The organism is Mycobacterium sp. ITM-2016-00318, from assembly GCF_002968285.2.
Classification (GTDB): Bacteria; Actinomycetota; Actinomycetes; order Mycobacteriales; family Mycobacteriaceae; genus Mycobacterium.
The window spans coordinates 570379-591103 of sequence record NZ_CP134400.1 but is presented as its reverse complement, the minus strand read 5'-3'; the positions used below and the strand labels follow the sequence as shown (position 1 = coordinate 591103).

General features: G+C 66.6%; 21 protein-coding genes, 1 pseudogene and 2 riboswitches. Of the genes and pseudogenes, 8 read left to right on the top strand and 14 right to left on the bottom strand.

Features of this window, described 5'->3' with window-relative positions:
* Positions 1-28 precede the first annotated feature (28 nt).
* Positions 29-1294 carry an ROK family protein gene (locus tag C6A82_RS02795; RefSeq protein WP_311101636.1) on the bottom strand — a complete coding sequence of 422 codons (1266 nt, stop codon included), beginning with the start codon at positions 1292-1294 and terminating at the stop codon, positions 29-31.
* Between the two features lie 204 nt (positions 1295-1498).
* A complete protein-coding gene (locus tag C6A82_RS02790) occupies positions 1499-2149 on the bottom strand; it encodes a LysM peptidoglycan-binding domain-containing protein (RefSeq protein WP_105346430.1) in 651 nt (216 codons plus the stop codon).
* Between the two features lie 107 nt (positions 2150-2256).
* Between C6A82_RS02790 and C6A82_RS02785 the strand changes: the two genes are divergently transcribed.
* Positions 2257-3012: an SDR family oxidoreductase gene (locus C6A82_RS02785; RefSeq protein ID WP_105346428.1), complete on the top strand. Its 756-nt coding sequence runs from the start codon at positions 2257-2259 to the stop codon at positions 3010-3012.
* 148 nt (positions 3013-3160) lie between these two features.
* Here C6A82_RS02785 and C6A82_RS02780 read toward each other — a convergent pair whose 3' ends face one another.
* Positions 3161-4465, bottom strand: a complete 1305-nt coding sequence (locus tag C6A82_RS02780) for an Ig-like domain-containing protein (protein WP_105346427.1) — start codon at positions 4463-4465, stop codon at positions 3161-3163.
* A gap of 15 nt (positions 4466-4480) precedes the next feature.
* Complete coding sequence (locus C6A82_RS02775) at positions 4481-5548, bottom strand: UDP-N-acetylmuramate dehydrogenase (protein ID WP_105346425.1); 1068 nt, start codon at positions 5546-5548, stop codon at positions 4481-4483.
* Positions 5549-5574: 26 nt separating this feature from the next.
* Between C6A82_RS02775 and C6A82_RS02770 the strand changes: the two genes are divergently transcribed.
* A complete protein-coding gene (locus C6A82_RS02770; RefSeq protein WP_105346424.1) occupies positions 5575-6081 on the top strand; it encodes a DUF2505 domain-containing protein in 507 nt (168 codons plus the stop codon).
* A gap of 70 nt (positions 6082-6151) precedes the next feature.
* Positions 6152-6940: an SAM-dependent methyltransferase gene (locus tag C6A82_RS02765; protein ID WP_105346422.1), complete on the top strand. Its 789-nt coding sequence runs from the start codon at positions 6152-6154 to the stop codon at positions 6938-6940.
* On the opposite strand, the gene C6A82_RS02760 is transcribed toward C6A82_RS02765, so the two are convergent.
* Positions 6915-8444, bottom strand: a complete 1530-nt coding sequence (locus C6A82_RS02760) for a sodium:solute symporter family protein (RefSeq protein WP_105346420.1) — start codon at positions 8442-8444, stop codon at positions 6915-6917. The two genes, C6A82_RS02765 and C6A82_RS02760, sit on opposite strands and share 26 nt — an antisense overlap.
* A gap of 26 nt (positions 8445-8470) precedes the next feature.
* A riboswitch (guanidine-I (ykkC/yxkD leader) is annotated at positions 8471-8575 on the bottom strand.
* A 122-nt stretch (positions 8576-8697) separates the two neighbouring features.
* A riboswitch (guanidine-III (ykkC-III) riboswitch) is annotated at positions 8698-8762 on the top strand.
* Between the two features lie 11 nt (positions 8763-8773).
* Between C6A82_RS02760 and C6A82_RS02755 the strand changes: the two genes are divergently transcribed.
* From C6A82_RS02755 to C6A82_RS02745, 3 genes are read left to right on the top strand one after another with little or no spacing between them, the layout of a single operon-like run.
* Entirely contained in the window at positions 8774-9949 is a 1176-nt protein-coding gene (locus C6A82_RS02755; RefSeq protein WP_105346439.1) for an agmatinase family protein, read from the top strand.
* A 21-nt stretch (positions 9950-9970) separates the two neighbouring features.
* Positions 9971-10798, top strand: coding sequence for a carbon-nitrogen hydrolase family protein (locus C6A82_RS02750; protein WP_105346418.1), 828 nt, complete (start codon positions 9971-9973; stop codon positions 10796-10798).
* Positions 10795-11685 carry a DUF2993 domain-containing protein gene (locus tag C6A82_RS02745; protein WP_105346417.1) on the top strand — a complete coding sequence of 297 codons (891 nt, stop codon included), beginning with the start codon at positions 10795-10797 and terminating at the stop codon, positions 11683-11685. The genes C6A82_RS02750 and C6A82_RS02745 overlap by 4 nt, the downstream gene beginning before the upstream one ends.
* A gap of 57 nt (positions 11686-11742) precedes the next feature.
* Here C6A82_RS02745 and deoC read toward each other — a convergent pair whose 3' ends face one another.
* From deoC to C6A82_RS02715, 6 genes and pseudogenes are all read right to left on the bottom strand, one after another.
* On the bottom strand, positions 11743-12423 hold the full coding sequence (deoC, locus tag C6A82_RS02740; protein WP_233216996.1) for a deoxyribose-phosphate aldolase: 681 nt from the start codon (positions 12421-12423) through the stop codon (positions 11743-11745).
* Positions 12423-12833, bottom strand: a complete 411-nt coding sequence (locus tag C6A82_RS02735; RefSeq protein ID WP_105346415.1) for a DUF2599 domain-containing protein — start codon at positions 12831-12833, stop codon at positions 12423-12425. Before C6A82_RS02735 ends, deoC begins: the two co-directional genes overlap by 1 nt.
* 4 nt (positions 12834-12837) lie before the next feature.
* Positions 12838-13122: a DUF2516 family protein gene (locus C6A82_RS02730; protein WP_105346414.1), complete on the bottom strand. Its 285-nt coding sequence runs from the start codon at positions 13120-13122 to the stop codon at positions 12838-12840.
* Between the two features lie 56 nt (positions 13123-13178).
* A pseudogene (locus tag C6A82_RS02725) lies at positions 13179-13259 on the bottom strand (heparin-binding hemagglutinin); the annotation flags it as partial.
* A 585-nt stretch (positions 13260-13844) separates the two neighbouring features.
* Positions 13845-14261: a helix-turn-helix domain-containing protein gene (locus tag C6A82_RS02720; RefSeq protein ID WP_105346410.1), complete on the bottom strand. Its 417-nt coding sequence runs from the start codon at positions 14259-14261 to the stop codon at positions 13845-13847.
* A 90-nt stretch (positions 14262-14351) separates the two neighbouring features.
* Positions 14352-15698, bottom strand: a complete 1347-nt coding sequence (locus tag C6A82_RS02715) for a DUF445 domain-containing protein (protein WP_199193826.1) — start codon at positions 15696-15698, stop codon at positions 14352-14354.
* Positions 15699-15804: 106 nt separating this feature from the next.
* On the opposite strand from C6A82_RS02715, the gene C6A82_RS02710 reads away from it, so the two are divergent.
* Both C6A82_RS02710 and C6A82_RS02705 read left to right on the top strand, forming a co-directional pair.
* Positions 15805-16512, top strand: coding sequence for a TetR/AcrR family transcriptional regulator (locus C6A82_RS02710; RefSeq protein ID WP_105346408.1), 708 nt, complete (start codon positions 15805-15807; stop codon positions 16510-16512).
* On the top strand, positions 16509-17378 hold the full coding sequence (locus tag C6A82_RS02705) for a polyphosphate kinase 2 family protein (protein WP_105346407.1): 870 nt from the start codon (positions 16509-16511) through the stop codon (positions 17376-17378). Before C6A82_RS02710 ends, C6A82_RS02705 begins: the two co-directional genes overlap by 4 nt.
* Positions 17379-17398: 20 nt before the next feature.
* Here the strand turns inward: C6A82_RS02705 and C6A82_RS02700 are convergent, their stop codons facing one another.
* The 3 genes from C6A82_RS02700 to C6A82_RS02690 form a co-directional block, all read right to left on the bottom strand.
* Positions 17399-18253, bottom strand: a complete 855-nt coding sequence (locus C6A82_RS02700; RefSeq protein ID WP_105346405.1) for a 3-hydroxybutyryl-CoA dehydrogenase — start codon at positions 18251-18253, stop codon at positions 17399-17401.
* 95 nt (positions 18254-18348) lie between these two features.
* On the bottom strand, positions 18349-19635 hold the full coding sequence (gene aceA, locus C6A82_RS02695) for an isocitrate lyase (RefSeq protein WP_105346435.1): 1287 nt from the start codon (positions 19633-19635) through the stop codon (positions 18349-18351).
* A gap of 271 nt (positions 19636-19906) precedes the next feature.
* A complete protein-coding gene (locus C6A82_RS02690; RefSeq protein ID WP_105346433.1) occupies positions 19907-20680 on the bottom strand; it encodes an acyl-[acyl-carrier-protein] thioesterase in 774 nt (257 codons plus the stop codon).
* Positions 20681-20725: the final 45 nt, after the last annotated feature.

Genomic DNA, 20725 nt, shown 5'->3' with positions numbered 1-20725 from the left:
GCCTGCTGGAATGCAATTTCGCGGAGATTCAAGCGGTCGCTTCCGGCCGACGCGCAAGTGCGCGCCGCATTGCACCGATCGGGTCGGCGTAGATGCCGCCGAGCGACACCACACCCGCGCCCGCCTCCTGGACCCGGTTGCCGAACGACGTCACCCGGATGTCACGCGCGGGCAGCACCGAGCGCGCACGGTAGGCCTCCTCGACGGGGGTCATGCCCTCCGGGTACTCGGTGAACGCCTGACCGCCGACGACCAGATCGTCCGGATTGAGCATGTCGCGCAACAGCGCAACGGCCTCACCAAGCACTCGCGCGCGCTCGCTGAGCAGGCCGCGCGCCTGTTCGTTGCCCTGCCTCGCCGCCCGCAACACGGCCGTCATGGTGGAGGCCGGCCCTTGCGCGGGGATCACCCGCTGCCTGCGTGCGGCGATCAGCACCGCCTCGTCGCTGACCGTCGACTCCAACTGGCCGGTGCCGCCCAGCAGATCCGATTGGGTGGGCAGCGCCGCGATGGTTCCCGGGCCGCTGGCGGGCGAATGGACCTTGCCGCCGATCGACAGCGCGTAACCCACCGTCTCGCGGGCGTACACATAGAGGCTCGTCGCCGGATGCGACGACCGGCGCGTGCCCAACAGCAGTTCGGCGCCTGCCATCGCGTCGACGTGGGAGGCGACCGAGACCGGAAGGCTGAGCGTCTCGGCGATGACGGAACCGACGGGCGCATCGGCCCAGCCAAGTCGCGGGTGGTCGAGGTAGCCGGTCGCGCTGTCCACGACACCGCCCGCAGTGACACCGACCCACAGCGGGCGACGGCGGTGCCAGCGGCTGAGGTAGCGACGCGCGCTGGCAGCCAGCGACGCCAGTGCAGCGTCCTGGGAGCCGCGCGGCGTCGGTGTCTCGACGACGTCGAGCGTGCGGCCGAACAGGTCGGTGGCCACGATGCAGGTGGTGCGCGCACCGATGTGGATACCGAGCGTCAGGTACGGCTCATGGTCGACCTCGACGGGCACCCGCGGCCTGCCGATCGCACCCGAGACCGCGAGGTCGGCGCGTTCACGCAGCACACCCGCGTCGAGCAGCGCCGTGACCTGACGGTTCACCGTCGCGATCGACAGCTGGGTGACCTTGGCGATGACGTCCCGCGCGATCGGCCCCCGCGAGCGGGCCGCGTTGAACACCGACGCCGCAGCCGCATCGGCGACGCACAGCGACGGCGCCACTATGTGGTGGCGCGACAACAGCGCGCGCTTGGTGTGAGCCGGGGTGGAAGCGGGGCGGAGAGTGGTGGTGCGCACGGCGTGTCCTCGTCGTAGTCGGCTGGTGGGTCTGTGCCACACCTGCGACTCAATTAGGACAGCGGAAGTCCGGACTCGGTCAGGCGCGGCGGGTTGCGCGGCGACAACAACAACATGCGCGCCGTGCGCCGAGAGCCTGACTACTGCGGGTCACGCCGTGAACTTAGCACAGCCAACTAGCTCGCTGCCCAGTGACGTCGGCCACTAACGCGGGAAATGCACCGTCTGCGTGGAGAACAGCTTGTGCGGCCTGCTGAGGTTGTTCGCCGCTGCGACGACACCCATCCACGTGGGAATCAGGTCCGAGTCGCCGTAGACGAAGCGGCATGCCGACTCCAGCGTGTCACCGGCGATTCTCATCGAGAAGTTCATCCCCGGCCTGATCAACACCGTGCCAGGGGCGGGTTCGGTGGCCGGGTCCATCTCGTTCGCGAAGGCGATCACGACGGCCAGGTGGTCGTCGCCGTACCAGCGGGCCGCAAGGCCCGCGAAGCTCTCGCCGTCGACGACGGTGTGGTGGCCGACGTCGCTCAGATCCGGGATGAGCAGCCATGCGCCCGGTTCGATCGGCCGCTGAGCGACCCCGCTGGCGACCTCCCAGATCAGCTGCATCTTGGTGTCCTGGGTGCCGTAGTAATGCTGGGTGATCTGCGCCCGTGCGGCAGTGCTGTCGGTGGTGGTGAACAGGTGACGGCGCGTGACGAACGGGACAAGCAACTCCTGCCCGACCAGGATCAGGTCGGGATTGGCCAGGTTGTTCATGCGGGCGATCACCGGATACAGGTCGCCGTCGCCGTACTCGTGCGTGGCGATGCCGAACAGGGTTTCGCCCGGCTGGACGGTGTGGTTCTTCATCGGTGTGTTCCTTCGTTTGGTGGAGCGGACGGCTCAACGCTTCGCCGTTGCGGGCGTCCGCACACGAGTAGCCGACTACTCGACTCACGCGAACTACAGTTGGTCGCATGACGAAACCCGATGCGGACCGAGTAGCGGTGGTCACCGGCGCCAGCGCAGGCATAGGCGAAGCAACCGCCAAAACCCTTGCCGCTCAGGGTTTTCACGTCGTGTGCGTGGCGCGTCGCGAGGCCCCGATCAAGCAGCTCGCCGCGGAGTTGGGCGGCAGCGCGGTCGTCGCCGACGTGTCCGACGAGGCGGCCGTGGCCGCACTTGCCGCCGGGTTGGACCGCGTCGACGTCCTGGTGAACAACGCGGGCGGCGCCCGTGGCCTGGAGACGGTGGCCGGGGCCGACGTCGACCACTGGCGGTGGATGTGGGAATCCAATGTGCTGGGCACGCTGCACGTGACGCGGGCGCTGCTGCCGAAGCTCGTCGAGTCGGGCGACGGGCTGGTCGTCACTGTGACATCCATTGCGGCCCTCGAGATCTATGACGGCGGATCGGGTTACGCCGCAGCCAAACATGCGCAGGGCGTGCTGCACCGCACGCTGCGCAGTGAGCTGATCGGGAAACCGGTGCGGCTCACCGAGGTGGCGCCGGGCATGGTCAAGACGGACTTCTCGCTGCGCCGTTTCGACGGCGACCAGGACCGCGCTGACGCCGTATACAAGGGTGTCAACCCGTTGGTGGCCGAGGACATCGCCGAGGTGATCGGGTTCGTCGCCAGCAGGCCGTCGCACGTCGACCTCGACCTGATCGTCGTGCGGCCCCGCGACCAGGTCACCGGGGCGAGCGGGTCACGCTTCAACCGCCGCGAGTGAAGTAGGCGATCACGCACGCGTGAACCGCGCGGCCGGGTCAAGATCAGCAAATGAAAGCCTGACTCGACCCGCGAAAGAGAAGTCAGGGCTGGACCCGCCCGAAAACTACGACCATCGATGCTGTTCGCGGAAGCGCGGGCCGGCTCGGCTAGCCGCCTGGCGGCCGGTCGTCGACCGGTTGCGGTGCACCCGTCGGCGTGGCGGGCGCGGAGCTCGGGATGCCGGACGGCGGATCCTGCGACGACAATGCCGACATCGCAGTCCAGTCCTCCCATGAGACGGCCCAGTCCCAGATATCGCCGTCGGCGTAGGACAGCTCGATCGAGGTGCCCGTCACCTCGACGGGGTCACCGTAGACCGCCGTGCTGAAGTACTGCTGGGCGTTCTCGAGGTTGAGGTTGATACAGCCGTTGGTGACATTCGTGTTACCTTGCGCGCCAAGGCTGTTGGGGTTGCAGTGGATGAATTCGCCGTTGTTGGAGATGCGCACCGCGAACCGCTCGTGGACATTGCTGTAGCCGGCGGCCGGGTTCGTCATGTAGAAGTCTTCGTACTTCTCGGTGACGACGTGCACTCCGCTACGGGTGATGTTGCGCGGCTGGTCGCCCTCCCCGTAGCTGCACGGGAAGTCCATGATGATGCCCTCGTCGGTCTCCACCTGGATGCGGTGTGACGGGGCCGCAGCCTTCACGACCTGGCGCCGACCGATGGCGAAGTTCAGGGAGATGTCCTCCGCGCCGTAGGCGCCGTCGCCGAACTCCAGCCCGTAGAGCTTCGCGTCGACATTCACCGTCGCGCCGGCCGGGTAGTACTCCTTGGTGCGGTAGTGCGCCCGCGAGCCGCCGACCTCGTCGGGCAGCCAGGCCCAGCTGCCCTCGACAGGCGGCTGGGTGGTGACCTTGAGCGCCTTCTCCACCGTGGCCCGGTTTTCGTCGGCGATCGCCGCGTCGAACTGGATGATCACCGGGGCGGCGACGCCGACGACCTGCCCATCGGCCAGCTGGAACTGGCCGTTCACCTGAGTCGACGGGTTCACGGTGGTGAACTTGCCCTCCACCGGGACGGCCTTGCCGTCGCGGCCGACCACCGAGCCCGCCCAGGTGTACTCCATGCCGTAGCCCAGCGGCTCGGTCACGGTGAAGACGGTGCGTTCGCGGTTGACGGCGCCGGCGACGGCCTTGCCGTCGGTGTTGGTCAGCGTGACCCGCTGAAACCAGCCGTCGCGCACCTCGACGCGAACGGGCGTGGTCGGGTTGACGTCGGAGGCGGCGTTCTCCGGGCTGTAGGTCAGCGACGGCGCGGCCGGCGCCTCGGCAGCCTGCGACGACGCCTTCTCCTTGCCTGAGCAGGCGGCCAGCACACCGGGAGCGACCACCCCGACCGCGAGCGCGGTCAAGGCCCGCCGCCTGTTCACCAGCGGCAGCGGGGGTTGCTTGTCGGGAGCTGCACTCACGTGTTCCAAAGATACCTAGAGTGCAGCGCCGATCAGGCTCGGCTCAGGTGTGAGTTCGATCCCGAATTCCGACTTCACCCCGTCGCGCACCCTTCTGGCCAGGTCGGTCACGTCAGCGGAGGTGGCTGCGCCACGGTTGGTCAGGGCCAGTGCGTGCTTGGTGGAAAGCCGGGCCTGCGCATCGGGGCCGGGATAACCCTTCGCGAAGCCGGCGTTCTCGACCAGCCAGCCCGCGGCCAGCTTCACGCCGCCCGGCGCGGGATAGTTGGGCACCGGTGCCGTCGACCGCGCCGTGATCCGGTCCAGGTCCGCCACGGTGACGACCGGGTTGGTGAAGAACGACCCGACGCTCCAGGTGTCGTGGTCGGCCTCGTCGAGCACCATGCCCTTGCGCCTACGCAGCGTCAGCACCGCTTCTCGCACCGCGGCGGGATCGGCGCGGGTGCCCGGATCGGCGCCCAGCGTCGCCGCCAGTTCGCCGTAGCGCAACGGCGCGCTGCGGCCCGACGCGTCGAGGGCGAACTCGACCTCGAGCGCGATGGTCGCCTCGGAGTGCTTCAAAATGCTTGTCCGATAACCGAATCCGAGTTCTGCGTTGCCGACCCAGCGGTCTTCGCCGGTAGCGCGGTCGAGCAGCCGGACCCGCCGGATGGTGTCGGACACCTCGGCGCCGTACGCGCCGACGTTCTGCACGGGTGTCGCGCCCGCCGAGCCCGGGATGCCCGATAGACACTCCAGGCCACCGAGGCCCTTTTCGAGTGCGGCGACGACGACGTCGTCCCACACCGCGCCCGCCTCGGCGCGCACGATGTCACCGTCGACGTGGATGCCGGTGTTGGCGATCCGCACCACGGTGAGGTCGGGTATGTCGTCGCCCAGCACGACGTTGGAGCCGCCCGCCAACACCAGCGGACGGCTTCGCGCATCGGATTCGCCGTTCAGCGCCTGGATGACGGCGATGATTTGATCGGTGGTCTCGCAGGTGAACATCCGGCGTGCGACGGGGCCGATGCGCAGCGTGGTGAGCGGTGCCAGCGGCACCTCAACGGCGACGGGTACACCCCGTACGCGCGAACTGACCACGGCCCGTAACGGTAGCCTGGCCAGCTATGCCGCGCTCATTCGACATGGCCGCCGAGTACGAGCGCACCGTCGAACAGGTACACCGGGCATTCGGCGATCGGACCTATTGGCTCGAGCGGCTGGCCGATTCCGGCGCCGATCGGGCCACGCTGGATTCGATGACGGTGGACGCAGGCGGCGGCATCGACGTCGTCACCACGCAGGTGTTGCGCCGCGGCCGGCTACCCGGCGTGGTCGCGCAGTTCCATCCCGGTGATCTGTCGATCGTGCGGCAGGAGGCGTGGAGTCCGGTGGACGCCGGCACGGCGAGGGCCACGGTGACCGGTGCGACTCCCGGCGCGCCCGTCTCGCTGACCGGCACCGCAGTGCTGGCGCCCGCGGGAAGCGGTTCGCGGTTGCAGTTCACCGCGACCGTCGAGGTGCGCATCCCGCTCGTGGGCGGCAAGATCGAGAACTTCATCGGCAGCCAACTGGTCGAACTGCTCATCGCCGAGCAGCGGTTCACCACGGCGTGGCTCGACTACCACACCTGATCCGTCGGGAAACCCGTTGCCCCACGGCGTGGATCAGTGTGAATGACGCCCGAGCACCTAAAATCGAACCATGGGCGCTCCGGTCGGACAGCTGACGCGGGGCACCACCGGGCACAACCGGCTTCGCCGCTGCGACCGCTGGCTCGTGCACTCGCCGAGGGTGCGCACCGCACTGCAATCGGCCGCTGACCCGCTGGTCGTCGATCTCGGCTACGGCGCATTGCCCGTCACCACGCTCGAACTGGCGAGTCGGCTGCGGACGGTTCGTCTCGATGTTCGCGTGATCGGGCTGGAGATCGATCAGGAGCGCGTCAGCGCCGCGCGCGCCGCGGGAAGCGACGCCGTCGAATTCGGGCTCGGCGGCTTCGAATTGGCCGGCCATCGGCCCGTGCTGGTGCGGGCGTTCAACGTGCTGCGGCAGTATCCGGAGGACGCGGTCGACGAGGCGTGGACGTTGATGCGGACACGGCTGGCGCCAGGGGGCCTGATCATCGACGGCACCTGCGACGAGATCGGCAGGCGGTGCGGTTGGGTACTGCTCGACAGCCAGGGTCCCGTGAGCCTCACGATGGCGTGCGATCCGTTCGCCATCGAGCGTCCGTCAGACCTCGCCGAGCGGCTACCCAAAATCCTTATCCACCACAATGTCTCGGGTCAGCCGATCAACACGCTCCTGGCTGCCGCCGATCACGGGTGGGCCAGCGTCGCCGGTCACGGCGTGTTCGGCCCGAGGGAGCGGTGGCGGGCGATGCTGAACATGTTGCGCGAGAGCGGGTTACCCGTCGAGCCGCCCCGCCGCCGCATGCGCGACGGGGTGCTCACCGTGCCGTGGGCTACTGTTGCCCCGCCTCGATCCTGACCAGGTCCGGTTGGGCGTCGTCCACCTCGTCGAGTGCGTCGTCGACATCCTCGGCGACCCGGATGTCGAGGCCGCGAATCGGCGCAGGCGGGGTGAGCCGTGCGATGGCCGCGTACGTGACCAATGACGCGCCGAACGCGATGAACGTCGGCCAGCCGTCGAACGTCGCGTCGAAGACGCCGTTGGGGATGTAGAGGATGGTGTTGTCCAGGCCGTACATCGTCGGCGTCATGACGAACAGCACCAGCCGCACGGCCAGACCGACGACGATCGACACGAGGGCCGCGGTGGCGGTGCCCCTGCGCCAGACCAGCCCGAGGATGAACGGCACGACAAGGCAGGCCAACAGAAGGTCGAAGGCCAGCGTCAGGAGGATTCCAGTCTGCTTGACGTAGATGGCGATCAGGATCGACACCAGCGTCATCGGAACCATCGCGATGCGGGTGGCCCGCAACAGCGGGTCCGGTTGGCCCGGCACGTGCACACGCCGAACACCGCCCAGGTTGCGGACCGAGACATTCGAGATGGCCAAGATGGCGCCGTTGGCGGTACTCATGGACGCCCCGACCAGACCACACAACACGATGATCGTCAGGAAGAGCGGCGCGTACCGGTCCAGCAGGACGAAAAGGATCGGCCCGTCCAGTTCTGCGGGCAGGAATGCTTTTGCCGAGAGCACGACGAGACCGAACGGTACGCAGATCGCCACAACGCCGGTCGCCGCGCCGAAGCAGGCCCGGCGGGCCGTCTCGGGCGACTTCGCCGCGAAAACCCTTTGCATGAAGTCGATTGCGACGATATCGCCGATACCGAGCGCGATCAGCGTCGCCCAGTTGATGGTGGCGCCCTGAGCCGGATCGGTCATCTGACCGAGGTCCAGCGGACCCATTCCGTCGGCGAAGGCGAGCCCGTGAGTGACGGCCATCCAGATCAGCAGACCGACCGCGCCGATGAGCACAAGGGCCATCTGGATGATCGCGGTGTATGCATCGGCCAGCAGGCCGCCGGTGCCGGTGTAGGCGACCGCGAGGACGGCGATGAGCACCGTGCCCACCCAATACGGAAAGCCAAGAAAGTAGTTGAACAGGAAGCCGCCCGCCACCAGGTTTCCTGCGACCAGGATGCAGAACCCGATGATCAGCATCACCGAGGCCGCCTTCTCCACGGCCCGACCGAACCTGAGGCGGTAGTAATCCGGGAACGACGTCAGCCCCATCCGGTTCATCGGCTTGGCGAAGAACAGGCCCGTGAAGAACAGGCAGAGTGCCAGGCCGAGCGGTAGGCAGGCACCCGCCCAGAACCCGAATTGGGCTGCCAGGTCGGTGTTTCCGAGGGTGGCGTTGGTATCGACCGCCGAGCCCATCAGCGCGCCGCCGACCAACATCAACGGCAACATCCTGCCGCCGACAAGGAAGTTGGCGCTGTCGCCCGCTATTCGTTTCGACACCATGAAGCCGACGAAGACGACGACGGCGATGCTGAGTCCGACACCGAGAAGAATCATTGGGGAGCCTCCTTGTTGCACGTGGAGCCTCCCGGGCTTTTATCCCGCCGTGGAACAGCCGGCCTCGTCGCCGTCCGCCTGCGTCTCTCGGACCAGACCCGTGAATCGGCGGAACCCTAGACGCGCCTCACAACCGCTTGTGAGTCGTCAGCCAGACAAACCCCGCCCCGTTACGGCGAATTGCGAACCGTGTTAACGGCTCGTTGCGATTTCTTCCGGTGGCGGGTTCGCCGATCGCTGCCAAGATAGGACAGCAGGAGCCCCACGGACTCCCCGGACGAGGTGCGTCGTACCCGGTAAGCGACAAGACGACGCGTGAGGAGCACCCCGTGACCACCGATGAGCCGCTCGGGCGAAGAGCAGACGGCAGCGACAATCCACCCCTCAACGCCGAAGGTGCCTGGGCGCAGCAGGCCGAGGCGAACCTCGGCGATCGCCGGCTGCGCGAGGAGATCGAGCGTGGTCTGAGCTTCGGCCTCGAGGCCGCGCCGACCATCAACGACCGGACCATCTCCACATTCGTCCGCGGCGAGAAGCCGCACTTCGCCGGCGAACGCGGCACGTTCCTGAAGTGTCCGTTCATCGAGGACGTCAACGAGGTCGACGACGCCGAGGTCGCCGTCTTCGGCGTGCCGCTGGACGCCGGCGCCACCTACCGGCCCGGCACCCGGTTCGGCCCGCAGGGCATCCGGCGCTCGACCAACCTGTTCGGCACCTACAACTACGAGTCCGGCGTCGACCTGCGCGAGCAGCTCAACATCGTCGACATCGGTGACGTGTTCACCATTCCGGGCAATCTGGAGAAGTCGTTCGACCAGATCAGCCAGGCGATGGCGCACGTCGCACAGAAGGGCGTGATGCCGATCGTGCTCGGCGGCGACCACTCCATCGGCTTTCCCACCGTCCGCGGGCTCGCCCCGTACATGGACGGCAACATCGGCATCATCCACTTCGACCGTCACGTCGATACCCAGGAGACCGACCTCGACGAGCGGATGCACACCACCCCGTGGTTCCACGCGACCAACATCAAGAACGCCCCTGCGACCAACCTGGTCCAGATAGGGATCGGCGGCTGGCAGAGCCCGCGGGAAGGCGTGAAGGTGGGCCGGGACCGCAAGTCGACGGTCATCACCGTCGGCGACGTGGAACGCGTGGGCGTCGAGAACATCGCCGAGATGGCGCTCGAGATCGCCTGGAAAGGCGCCAAGGCGGTGTACCTGTCGTTCGACATCGATGTCATCGACGCCGGCTTCGTCCCCGGCACCGGTTGGCCGGAGCCGGGCGGGCTGCTGCCCCGCGAGGCGCTCAACCTGGTCAAGATGGTCTCCGAGCCCGGTTTGGCGGGCATCGAGGTCGTCGAGTGCTCGCCGCCCTATGACTGGGCCGAACAGACCGCTTTGATGAGCTCGCGGGTGATCCTGGACAGCCTCGCCGCGCAGGTGCGGTCCGGCAAACTCGGCAAGAAGTCCGCATCCCTGGATCGGCCAGCCTGGGGGCCGTGATCCCGGCATTACCCTGGTCACATGCGAATCGCGCTGGCGCAGATCCAGGCGGGCACCGAGCCCGCGGCCAACCTCGGCCTGGTCGAGGAGTACACCCGTCGCGCCGCCGACGCGGGCGCGGGCCTCGTGCTGTTCCCCGAGGCCACCATGTGTCGCTTCGGGGTGCCGCTGGCTGATGTCGCCGAGCCGCTTGACGGGCCGTGGGCCGACCGCGTTCGGGCCATCGCGGCCGGTGCGGGAATCACTGTGGTCGCCGGGATGTTCGTGCCCGCCGACTCACACGACGGGCAGGTGCGCGTCACCAACACGCTGATCGCAGCGGGGCCGGGGGTGGACGCGCACTACGACAAGATTCACCTGTACGACGCGTTCGGCTTCACCGAGTCGCGCACCGTCGCGCCCGGTCACGAACCCGTGGTGATCACCGTCGACGGGGTCGGGGTGGGGCTGACGCTCTGCTACGACGTCCGCTTCCCCGAGCTGTATGTCGAGTTGGCGCGGCGCGGCGCGCAGGTCATAACCGTGCATGCGTCGTGGGGCACCGGGCCGGGCAAGCTCGAGCAGTGGACGCTGCTGGCCCGCGCACGGGCGCTGGACACCGGCAGCTTCGTCGCCGCCGTCGGTCAGGCGTATCCCGGCGACGAGATCGCCGCGATCGGGCCGACCGGGGTTGGCGGCAGCGTGGTGGCCTCCCCGCTCGGCGAGGTTCTCGACGTTGAGGGCGCCGAACCGTCGCTGCTCGTCACCGATATCGACACCGACACGGTGGCCTCGGTCAGGGACACGATCGCGGTGCTCCGCAACCGCTCAGACTTCGCTGATGTTCATAGGGCAGAATCGCGGGCGTGACTGATCCCTGGGCTCGCCCGGCCAACCAGCCCCAGCCTGGCCAAGCGCCGCAAGAGCCTCGCCCGCCGCAGTACCCGCCGAACCTACCGGGTCAGCCGGCTGGCCCGCCCGGCGGCCCCGGGCAGAAGGACTCCTCGCTGGCCGGGAAGGTCAAAAACCTCTTCCGCGACCCGCTCACCATCGTCTTGGTGGTGGTCATCGTCGTGGCACTCGTCGCCGCGGGCGTGCTCGCCGCGGAGCTCTACGCGCGCAGCCGGGCCGACGACGTGGTCGCCTCGGCCACGGAATGCGTGGTGCAGGATGACGTCACCGTCTCGTTCGGCGCGTCCCCGTTTCTGATCCAGCACATGACCGGGCACTACGGCAACATCTCGATCGAGACCGCGGGCAACCAGCTCCGCGAGGCCAAAGGGATGAAGGCGCAGATCAATATCGACGATGTCCGGCTGCAGGACAGCGGCGACTCCAAGGGCACCATCGGCGCCCTTGACGCGACGATCACCTGGACCGCCGAGGGCATCAAGCAGACGGTGCAGAACGCCATCCCCGTGATCGGCAGCTTCATCACCGACGTGAAGACCAATCCGTCGGACGGCACCATCGAGCTGGAGGCCGCGCTCGGCAGCAGCGTCACCACCAAGCCGACGGTGCAGGATGGCGGTATCGCGTTGCAGATGGTCCGCCTGAACGGCCTCGGCTTCACCCTGCCTCGCGAGATGGTGCAGCCCGCGCTCGACGCCTTCTCGGCGACGCTGACCAAGGACTATCCGCTCGGCGTCAAGGCCGACGACGTCACGGTCAGCGACAACGGGGTGTCCGCGCATTTCTCCACCCGTAACGCCTCGATCCCCAAGGGCAACACCGACCCCTGCTTCGCAAACCTCTAGCCGCGCGACGATCAAGCGGCGAGAAACGAGCCGCGTTGTGAAGCGCGGTCATTCACCCTAGGCCAGCCCGTCGAGCACCGCGCGGGTGCCGGAGAGCCCCAGCCGGGTCGCGCCCGCGCTCAGCATCGCGACGGCGTCATCGGCGGTGCGGATACCGCCGCTGGCCTTGACCCCGACGCCGGGTCCGACGGTCGCCGCCATCAGCTCGACGGCTCGGACCGATGCACCCCCGCTGGGATGAAATCCGGTGGAGCTCTTGACGAAATCGGCGCCTGCGTCGACCACAGACCGGCACGCTGCGGCGAGGGTGTCCTCGCCTGCAAGGTCCAATAGCGCCGCCGACTCGACGATCACCTTGAGCACGGCGCCGGGAACGGCGGCGCGTACTGCGGCGACATCGGCACGGACAGCGTCGAATTCGCCGGCCACCGCGGATCCGACGTCGATTACCATGTCGATCTCGTCGGCGCCCGCCGCGACGGCGTGGGCTGCCTCGGCCGCCTTGATCGCCGAAAGATGCTTGCCCGATGGGAAACCGACCACCGAGGCGATGTGCAGACCTGCCGGCGCCGACATCATTGCGACCGCCACCGACGACGGAGATACGCACACGCAGTAGACGCCGAGCTCGGCGGCCTCGGACACCAGCGCCGTCACATCGCGTTGCGTCGCTTCGGGTTTGAGCAGCGTGTGGTCGACCACCGCGGCGACATCGTCGCGGTGCAACGTCTGCGCCACTAGAACGGTTCTTCTGTGCCGCCGGGATTGCAGTGTGCGGCCACCATCTCGTCGCCGGAGACCTCGGGCCGCCACGGTTCGAGATTCCAGCTGGACTTACCGGGGTAAGCCAGTTCGGCGTAGGACCAGTGGCACATGAACTGCTCGCGCATCCCGGGGATGTCGGCGTCGGGCGACAGTGTCAGCACTTCGGTCCAGGCCTCGTCGGCCGCAGCGGTGGTGCCGGTCTGGGCCGACGCGACGCGTGCGGCGTCGGTGGGATACACACGGAGACTGGACAAGTCGGCCCACTTGGCCCATTCGGCCTGTGCGACGTAGGGCGGGCCGGGCACGGTGTCGGCCGTGGCGGTTCCGGCGAGGATGAGGGCAGCGGTCATGGCCGCCGCCGAGGCGGCAACGATACGGCGCATCGAACTACCGCGACTTTCCCTGGATATCGAGGATCTTGGGGCGGACGTCGACGAGATAGATGCCCGAGGCGACGGCGGCGATCGCGGCGCCGAAGGGATCGCGGAACACCAGCAGCAGAAGCACGCTGCCCCCGATGATCATCAACCAGACCGGCTTGGTGAGCTTGCCTGCCGCGGTGTACGCGTCGGGCCTCTGCATGGCTGCATGGACGAAGGCGTAGGCGGCCACGGCGAATGCAGCAACGACGAGGACCAAAACAATGACGCCCGCTAGGTCGGCAAGGATCACCTCACCAGCCTAAGCGGGCGCCACCGTTGGCGTCGAATTTACTTCTGGGTGACCTTCTTGGCCGGCGCCTTCTTGGCGGGAGCCTTCTTGGCCGGGGTCTTCTTGGCCGGCGCCTTCTTGGCGGCGTTCTTCACCGGCGCCGCGCCCTTCTGCGCCTTCTTGGGCAGCTCAACGCCGACCAGCTTGGCGGCGCGCTCGCCGACCGCGCGGGTCTGCGAAGCAACGTTGCCCAGCGCTTCTTGGGTCAGCTCGACGGCCTGGTCGGTGCGGGTCTGCACGCGTCCGGCGGCCTCTTCGAGGGCGGGCTGGTTCCGAAGCCGCTCGAGGGCGACCTCACCGCGCTCGATGAGTTTGTTGTAGGTGGTCTGCGCGGTCTCGGCATAGGTTTCGGCGAACTTACGCAGTTCCTCGCTGCTCAGCCGGTCGCGCAGGTCACCGAACTGGTTCGGCAGGTCCTCCTGCAGCTTGGTGATTCGGGCACGGCTCTCCCCGACGCGCGCCTCGGCGTCGGTGCGAGCCTCGCCTGCACGGTCGCGAAGCGTCGCGACGATCTCGTTGACCCGCTCGAGCGCGAGATCCGCGGCACCGACCGCGGCGAGCAGCGGGGCCTTCAGGTCGTCAACGGTCGGCTGAGTATTGGTGGGTTTGGCAGTCTTCTTCGCCATGTCGGTAATTCCTTTCACTGATTTCACTCGGTCGTCTGAACAGCGGTTCGTCTTGTCTCAGTCAGTCGTCGGCTCCTCACGTGATGGCCCGTCTTCTATGACAAGGGAAGCCTCATTCTGCTCACAAAACGATGTGTAGATGTCGAGCAGCACCTGCTTCTGCCGCTCGGTGATCGCCGTGTCGGTGATGATCGCGTCGCGCACCTCGTTGGCCTCACTGGGCTCCAGGATTCCGGCCCTGATGTAGAGCACCTCCGCAGAGACCCGCAACGCCTTGGCGATCTGGCTCAGCACATCGGCCGAGGGCTTGCGCAATCCCCGCTCGATCTGGCTGAGATAGGGATTGCTCACGCCGGCCTTCTCGGCCAGCTGCCGCACCGATACCTGAGCCGCCTCACGCTGGGACCGGATGAAGCTCCCGATGTCCTGCGCAGCGCTGGAGACCACATCGACGAGCTTCTCGTCCTGCGACATGGGTTACCCCCTCGGTGCCTCGGTTATTCGTTGCGACGACACCACCGTACGATGGGGGTGCTAACTTTTGCAAGCACTAGTTAGCGCAGGTCAGAAGAGTAGCTGGGCTATCGAATAGATGGCCAGGCCCGCCAGGGCGCCCACCACGGTGCCGTTGATCCTGATGAATTGCAGGTCACGGCCGACATGGAGTTCGATGCGTCGGCTGGCTTCGTCGGCGTCCCACCGCTCGATCGTGTCGGTGATGATCGTTGTGATCTCCGCCCCATATTGGCCGACCAGGTGCTGAGCCGCCCTGATGATCCAGTTGTCCACCTTGTCGCGTAGGTCGGCGTCGTCGCGCAGCGACTCCCCGATGTGCACCGCGGAGTCCGCGATGCGGGCGCGCAGGGCCGACGACGGGTCGTCGACCGATTCGAGGAAGATCCGCTTGGCGGCATTCCATGCCGTCTCGGCTGCGCGGGCGACCTCGTCGCGGGCCATGATCTGGTTCTTGACGTTTTCGGCCTTGCCGATCGTCGTCTCGTCGTGCTGCAGGTCGTCGGCGAACTCGAACAGAAAGCGGGTGGCCGAGCGGCGCAGTTCGTGATCGGGATTGCGCCGCACCTTGTCGGTGAAGTCCATCAGCTCACGGTGAATGCGGTCGCCGACGAGGTGGTCGACCCAGCGCGGCGACCAGGTCGGCGAGTCACGCTCCACCACCCGCTCGATGATTTCACCGGCGTTGAGCGACCACTGGAAGGCGCGGTCGGCGAGCAGTTGCAGCAGCGCCTCCTGCCTGCGCTCCTGAAGCAGGGTAGATAGGACACGACCGATCGGCGGCCCCCACTGCGGCTCGGCGATCCGCTTGACGATCATCCTGTCCAGCACCGCCTGGACGTCCTCGTCGCGCAACATCTCCACCAGCACCCGCAACGCCGTGGATGCCTCGGCGGCCACCCGCTCGGCGTGCGCAGGCTCCGACAGCCACTTACCCAACCGGCCGGCCACCTCCGCGTCGCGCAGCTTGGTCTCCACGACCTCCGGCGACATGAAGTTCTCCCGGACGAAGGCGCCGAGCCCCTCGCCCAGCTGGTCCTTCTTGCGTTTGATGATCGCGGTGTGCGGGATCGGGATGCCCAGCGGGTGCTTGAACAGCGCGGTCACCGCGAACCAGTCGGCCAGCGCGCCCACCATGCCGGCCTCCGAGGCGGCGGCGACGTAACCGGCCCACGCGCCGGCGCCGTTGGCTTCGGCCCACCGGCAGAACAGGAAGAGCACGGTCGCACCGACGAGGAAGCTCAGCGCGACGAGCTTCATCCGTCGCAGTCCGCTGCGGCGTTCCTCGTCGGCGGCGCTGTCGGCGCCGGCCAGCGAGTCCGCGAAGCTCAGCCGGTCCGCCTGCGGCGCAGGAAGTGCCTGCAAACCGCTGGATCCTGCGTCGGGTCTGTGTGCCACTTCTCCATCATCCGCTACATCGTGGAGTGTCGGCCGTGCCCATCGGCGATGCAGTGATCATTCGCCGTAGTATCGAGTTGATCTAGACGAACGGACTAGCGCGATAGTGGCACAGCAGACTCCGCAGGCGGCGGTCAAGACCGATGGCCGAAAGCGGCGCTGGCACCAACACAAGGTGGAGCGCCGCAATGAGCTGGTGGACGGCACGCTGGTGGCCATTCGGCGACGCGGCAGCAACGTCAGCATGGATGAGATCGCCGCCGAAATCGGCGTCTCGAAGACGGTCCTCTACCGCTATTTCGTCGACAAGAACGACCTGACGACCGCGGTGATGATGCGGTTCGCCCAGACCACGCTGATCCCCAACATGGCCGCCGCGCTCTCATCCAACCTGCAGGGTTACGACCTGACCCGCGAGGTCATCAAGGTCTACGTCGAGACGGTCGCGGCCGAACCCGAGCCCTACCGCTTCGTGATGGCGAACAACTCGGCGAGCAAGAACAAGGTCATCGCCAACAGCGAGGAGATCATCGCCCGCATGCTGGCGGTCATGCTGCGCAGGCAGATGAACGCTGTCGGCATGGATACCGGCGGTGTCGAGCCGTGGGCCTACCACACCGTCGGCGGCGTGCAGCTGGCCACGCACTCGTGGATGTCGCATCCGCGGATGAGCAGCGACGAGCTGATCGACTATCTGACGATGCTGTCGTGGAATGCCCTGTGCGGCATCGTCGAGGTGGGCGGCTCCCTGGAGGAATTCCGGGGAATGCCACACCCGTCGCCGCTTCTTCCGCCACAGTTGCTCAAGAGATGAGTACCTCGACCGAACTACCCGAACTGTGGACCCACGAACCGCACGACCATCTGGTGTATCGGCAGGGCGCGCTGGTGTCCGACGTCGACACCAGCGCCACCCCGGGATTCAAGGGCAAGAAGGCCGATGCCGAGGCGGTGCAACCGAAGCGCAACAAGCGATTCGCCGAATTGCAGGAAATGCTCTACGCCAACAGCAAGGGCGCAGGCGACAACAGGTCACTGCTGCTAGTACTGCAGGGCATGGACACTGCCGGCAAGGGCGGGATCGTCAAATATGTTGTTGGCGCGGCCAATCCGCAGGGCATCAGGTACACCGCGTTCGGGGTGCCTACCAAAGAGGAACGCAAACACAAATACCTGTGGCGGATCAGGCGTGCGCTGCCACCGGCCGGCAACATCGGCGTGTTCGACCGGTCCCACTACGAGGACGTGCTGGTGGTGCGCGTGCATAACATGGTGCCGCCCGAGGTGTGGGGTAAGCGCTACGAGGAGATCAACCGGTTCGAGAAGACTCTCGTCGACGAAGGTACGAACATCATCAAGGTCGCGATGTTCGTCTCGCTGGAGGAGCAGAAGAAGCGGCTGACCAAGCGACTCGGGCGGCCCGACAAGTACTGGAAGTACAACCCCGGCGACGTCGACGAGCGCTTGTTGTGGCCGCAGTACGTGGATGCCTACCAGGAGATGCTCGAAAAGACGTCGACCGACTACGCACCGTGGCACGTCGTGCCGTGTGACCACAAGTGGTACAGCAGGCTGGCGATTCTGGAGTTGCTGATAGAGGCGCTCGAAGGGCTCGATTTGTCATGGCCGCCTGCAGATTTCGATGTCGAGGCGGAGAAGAAGCGTCTGGCCAAGGCTTAGCGCGCGAGACGGTCCGCTGCTCAGTAGGAGTAGAAGCCTTTGCCGGACTTCTTGCCGAGTTGACCCGCCTCGACCATCCGCAGCAGCAGAGGCGGCGGAGCGTAGCCGGGCTCCTTGTACTCGTCGTACATCGAGTCCGCGATGAGCTTCATCGTGTCGAGGCCGATGAGGTCCGACAACCGCAGCGGGCCCATCGGATGGGACAGCCCGGCCACCACCGCCGTGTCGATGTCCTCCACCGTCGCCACGCCTGCTTCGGCCATCCGGATGGCGGAGAGCAGATAGGGCACCAACAAGGCGTTGACGATGAAGCCGGAGCGGTCGCCGCAGCGCACCACCTTCTTGCCGAGCAGGCCGCTCGCGAACTCTTCTGTGCGCGCCAACGCCTCTTCGGAGGTGACCAGTGTGCTGACCAGCTCGACCAGCGGCAGCACCGGCACCGGATTGAAGAAGTGCAGACCGAGCACGCGGCCCGGATTCTTCGTCGCCGCAGCAATTTTCATGATCGGGATGCTGGAGGTGTTCGACGCGAGCACCGCATCGGGATCGGTGATCAGCTCGTCGAGCTGGGCGAAGATCTTGCCCTTGACGGCCTCGTCCTCGACGACGGCTTCGATCACGAGCTGACGATCGGACATGTCGGCGAGGCTGGTGGTGAACGACAGCCGGCCCAGCGCGGCGTCGCGATCGCTCTCCGAGAGTTTGCCCTTGCTCGTCGCGCGCTCCAATGATCCGGTGACGCGCTTGCTTCCGGCCTCGGCGAGCTCCTCGGTCGGCTCGAAGACGATCACGTGAGCGCCGGCCTTCGCCGACACCTCCGCGATGCCCGAGCCCATTTGGCCACCGCCGACGACGCCTACCCGTTCAATGCTCACAAGTCACACTTTCTACCCCACTGGCGAGCAGTCGCAAAAGTCCCCGACACGCCGAGACGTGGGGGACTTTTACGTCTGCTCGCGCAGCTATCGGCTCAGTGGAACTGGCCTTCTTCGGTCGAACCCGTCAGCGCGGTCGTCGACGACGTCGGGTCGACCGTGGTGGCGATCCGGTCGAAGTAACCGGCACCGACCTCGCGCTGGTGCTTGGTTGCGGTGTAACCGCGCTCCTCGGCCGCGAATTCGCGCTCCTGCAGCTCGACGTAGGCGCTCATCTGGTTGCGGGCGTACCCGTAGGCCAGATCGAACATCGAGTAGTTGAGTGCGTGGAAGCCGGCCAGCGTGATGAACTGGAACTTGAAGCCCATCGACCCGAGCTCCTTCTGGAACTTCGCGATCGTCGAGTCGTCCAAGTGCTTCTTCCAGTTGAACGACGGCGAGCAGTTGTAGGCCAGCAGCTGGTCTGGGAACTCAGACTTGACGCCCTCGGCGAACTTCGCCGCCAGCTCCAGGTCCGGCGTGCCGGTCTCCATCCAGATCAGGTCGGAGTACGGCGCGTAGGCCTTGGCTCGCGCGATGCAGGGCTCCAGGCCGTTCTTGACCCGGTAGAACCCTTCCTTGGTGCGCTCCCCGGTGATGAACGGCTGATCGCGCTCGTCCACGTCGCTCGTTATCAGCGTGGCCGCTTCGGCGTCGGTGCGGGCGATGACGACCGTCGGCACGTCGGCGACGTCGGCGGCCAACCGGGCCGAGGTCAGCGTGCGGATGTGCTGCTGGGTCGGGATGAGCACCTTGCCGCCGAGGTGGCCGCACTTCTTCTCCGAGGCCAGCTGGTCCTCCCAGTGCGAGCCCGCGACGCCTGCGGCGATCATCGCCTTCTGCAGCTCGTAGACGTTGAGGGCACCGCCGAAGCCGGCCTCGCCGTCGGCGACGATCGGCGCCAGCCAGTTCTCCACCGAGGTGTCGGCCTCGACCTTGGCGATCTCGTCGGCGCGCAGCAGCGCGTTGTTGATGCGGCGCACGACCTGCGGCACCGAGTTGGCCGGGTACAGGCTCTGGTCGGGATAGGTGTGGCCGGACAGGTTCGCGTCACCGGCGACCTGCCAACCCGACAGGTAGATGGCTTTCAGGCCGGCGCGGACCTGCTGGACGGCCATGTTTCCGGTCAGCGCGCCGAGCGCGTTGACGAACTCCAGGTCGTGCAGCTGCTCCCAGAGCACTTCGGCGCCGCGGCGGGCCAGGGTGGCCTCCTCGACGACGGAACCCTGCAGCGCCACCACGTCGGCGGGGGTATAGGTGCGTTCGATGCCCTTCCAGCGCGGGTTGGTGTCCCAGTCGTGCTGTATCTGCTCAGCTGATTTCGGTGTGCCAACGGCGGACATCGGGTGCTCCTTCACTTCTTTCGTAATCATCGCTGCGGCGTCGCTGGAGTTCCCAGCTTGTTAACGCTCAAGCAACTTTGCTGTTGTGTTAATCCGATAATGCACCGCGCTATATGTGCAGGTCCAGCCGCGCTCCTTGCCAATTTTCGTTAACGGCCGTCTATAACTTGCAAAGGTTGCGAAGAAAAGAAACGGCTTAACCGGTTCAGTAGTTACCGACCGGTAGCCGATTTCCGCAGGTCAGTACGGTCGTACTGTTAAACGGCGGGAGCTACAGCGAGAAGATGGCGGCGACGGCTTTCGTCTCGTCACCGACCAGGTATGTGAGCGTTGTAACAGTGCGATCGGTCAGTTCTGGGCCGAACTGCTGGGTCGATCCCGCGGGATGGACATGCTTGACGATCTCGAGCTTGTCGCCGAGCGCAACCGCTGCGTCGTGTTCGATGGTCACCCGCAGCGGAGACTTCACCAGTTCCAGATGGCTGTAGAGGTAATCCTCGATGACCGTCCAGTAGACCGAGTTGTTCATGTGATCGAAAATGTCGATGTCGCTGACGCGCACCGGGTAATCACGAATCTCCGCCGCATCTTCGCGGCTACCGGCCGTCAGATACGCTTTCCACCTCAGCCGGCCCTCGCCCGTCGTGCGCCGCAGGCCCTCGATGAAGTCGTCGGCGATGCGCGCGGGGCCCTGGGTCTCCCGGTTGATGTTGATCCAGAACGCCTCGGACTCGACGAGACCGCCCTTGCGGCCGTCGATGCGCACCCGCATCTCACACCAGCGATTCGACGTTCCGGAACACCATCGACGCAGGCGCAGCATGTCCTGGAATTCGATCGGCTCGATCATGTCGATCATCGTGCGCCGGACGATCCACAGCGGGTGTGTCTCCTCGAAACCGAGTTCCCGCAGGTGGTCTGAGCCGATGTCCTGGATGTGGCGGGTCGCTGCGTCGAACCGCAGACGTCCGTACCGGTCGATGTCGCCGACCCGCAGTGGCCATTGCACATCGAAAACGTCGGGATGCGGGTCCGGCACGGGCATCAGAGCCTTCGCCAAACCGCTGGCGGCCGCTTCCTTGGCACTCAC